This window comes from Microbacterium sp. NPDC077391 (genome assembly GCF_040686955.1).
In the GTDB taxonomy this organism is placed as follows: Bacteria; Actinomycetota; Actinomycetes; order Actinomycetales; family Microbacteriaceae; genus Microbacterium; species Microbacterium commune.
Map to the genome: position 1 here is coordinate 1 of NZ_JBFBMI010000007.1, position 2337 is coordinate 2337.

The following is a 2337-nucleotide window of genomic DNA, read 5'->3' on the forward strand; positions in this document are numbered from 1 at the left end:
TGACGGCGCTCACTGAAATTCCTCGGTTCTGCTCATCGAAATTCCCCACTCTGGGTCGCTCCGCCGCATGAGGCGGGCCTTCCTCGATGCTGGTGGTCTCTGACCACACACCAGCCGGAGGAAGGCCCTGTTCTCATGCTCTCAGAGAGGAGCAGCGTGGACATCCACGCTCTGAAACGGCAGGGGATGACGATCAGCGAGATCGCCCGCCGCACTAACCATGACCGCAAGACCATCCGCGCGTATCTGAACGGTGAACGCCAGCCCGGGATGCGTGAGCGCACTATCCCGGACTCGTTCGACGCGTTCGTCGACTACGCCACCGCGAGACTGACCGAGGACCCGCACCTGTGGGCGGTGACGCTGCTCGACGAGCTGCGACCGCTCGGTTACGAGGGGTCGTATCCGACGCTGACGCGGCAGATTCGTGCCCGCGGGCTGCGTCCGGCGTGCACCGCGTGCGCGCACGTCACCAAACGCGCAAACGCGGTCATCGAGCACCCGCCGGGGGAGGAGACCCAGTTCGACTGGGTCGAGATGCCCGACCCGCCCGCGCATTGGGGGTTCGGACGCAAGACCGCGTATGTCCTGGTCGGGTCGCTCGCGCACTCGGGTGTCTGGCGGGGCGTGATCTCCCCGTCGATGGACACCCCGCACCTGCTCGCCGCGATGACGACCCTGCTCGCCCTGCTGGGCGGGCTCACGAAGACCTGGCGGTTCGACCGGATGCGGACGGTCCTGGACCACCGCACCGGCGACCTGGTCCCGCAGTTCGCCGCGTTCGCGAAGCACCACGGCGTCACCGCGGTGGTCTGCCGGCCGAGGTCGGGGAACAGGAAGGGCGTGGTCGAGAAGAACAATCACACCGCCGCGCAACGCTGGTGGCGGACCTTGCCCGACGACCTCACCCTCGAGCAAGCGCAGGCCAGCCTGAACACGTTCGCCGCCGGGCAGGACGACCGGCGGCGTGAGGGCGAGCTCGGGACGACGACAGCGTCCGCCCTGTTCGTGAACGAGCGGCTCAGACCGCTACCTGCGGTTGTGTTCCCTGTGATCATCACAGAGGAGCGCACCGCGACCCGGCAAGCGCTGATCGACTGGCGTGGGAATCGCTACTCCGTCCCGCCCGAACTCGCCGCCGCGAAAGTCGAGGTCCGGCAGCGGCTCGGCGCGGACATCATCGACATCGCCACCGCATCGGGGACGGTCGTCGCCCGCCACCAGGTCGCCGAACCCGGCCTCGGCGTCACGATCCGCGACAGCGGCCATGTCACCGCACTGGAGGCCATCGCGATGGCGTCAGCGACACCAGGACGCCCACACCGCCGCAAAGAACGCATCCCACCCGGCAGCGCCGCGCTGCGCGCTGCCGCAGCCCTCACCAGCGCTGCAGCGCAGCCTTCGACCGTGATCAGCCTGGCCGCTTACGAGCAGGCCGCGAAGAACAGGAACACCCTCCGATGACCACAACCACAGCCACCACGACGGCAGCGAGCGTCTATCAACAGCTGCGCGGCCACCTCACCGACCTGAAACTCGCCGACGCCGCGGACGCCCTCCCCGCCGTCCTCGACCAGGCGCAAGCCGAAGGATGGACCCTGACGCAGGCCCTCGAGCACCTACTGCGAGTCGAGGTCACCGCCACCGACGCCCGCCGCTTGGCTGGCCGGTTCCGTTTCGCGAACCTCCCCACCGGGCAGACCCTGGACGACTTCGATCACGACGCCGCATCCGGCATCGACCGGTCGCTGCTGGCCGAGCTCGGCACCTGCCGGTTCATCGACACCGCCACCAACGTGCTCCTGATCGGCCCGCCCGGCGTCGGGAAGACCCACATCGCCACCGGCCTCGGCCACGCCGCCGTCACCGCCGGCTACCGCGTCTACTTCACCTCCGCCGCCGACCTCGCCGCCCGCTGCCACCGCGCCGCGATCGAAGGCAAGTGGTCGACGATGATGCGTTTCTTCGCCGGTCCGACCCTGCTCATCATCGACGAGCTTGGCTACCTGCCACTACCCGGCGAGGCCGCCTCAGCCTTGTTCCAGGTCATCAACCAGCGCTACCTGAAGACCTCCATCGTGATCACCACGAACCGGCCGGTCGGAGCCTGGGGCGAGATCCTCGGCGACACCACCGTCGCCGCAGCCATGCTCGACCGGCTCTTGCACCGATCCGTCGTGATCACCCTCGATGGAGCCTCTTACCGGCTCCGCCACCACGCCACCGCCGCAGACGAACTCCGCCGCGTCACGACCGGCACGAACCTGCGCTAACCTGACCACGCGACCTGAGGAATTCCGATGAGCAACTCTGGGGAATTTCGATGAGCGCCATCAC

2 protein-coding genes are annotated in these 2337 nt (G+C 68.2%); both read left to right on the forward strand.

Features of this window, described 5'->3' with window-relative positions; translation table 11 throughout:
• The first annotated feature begins 135 nt into the window (after positions 1-135).
• Positions 136-1464: an IS21 family transposase gene (istA, locus tag AB0O65_RS13860; RefSeq protein WP_141381571.1), complete on the forward strand. Its 1329-nt coding sequence runs from the start codon at positions 136-138 to the stop codon at positions 1462-1464.
• Positions 1461-2273 (forward strand): IS21-like element helper ATPase IstB, encoded by an 813-nt coding sequence (gene istB, locus AB0O65_RS13865; protein WP_068476904.1) that lies wholly within the window; start codon positions 1461-1463, stop codon positions 2271-2273. The genes istA and istB overlap by 4 nt, the downstream gene beginning before the upstream one ends.
• The last annotated feature ends 64 nt before the right edge of the window (positions 2274-2337 follow it).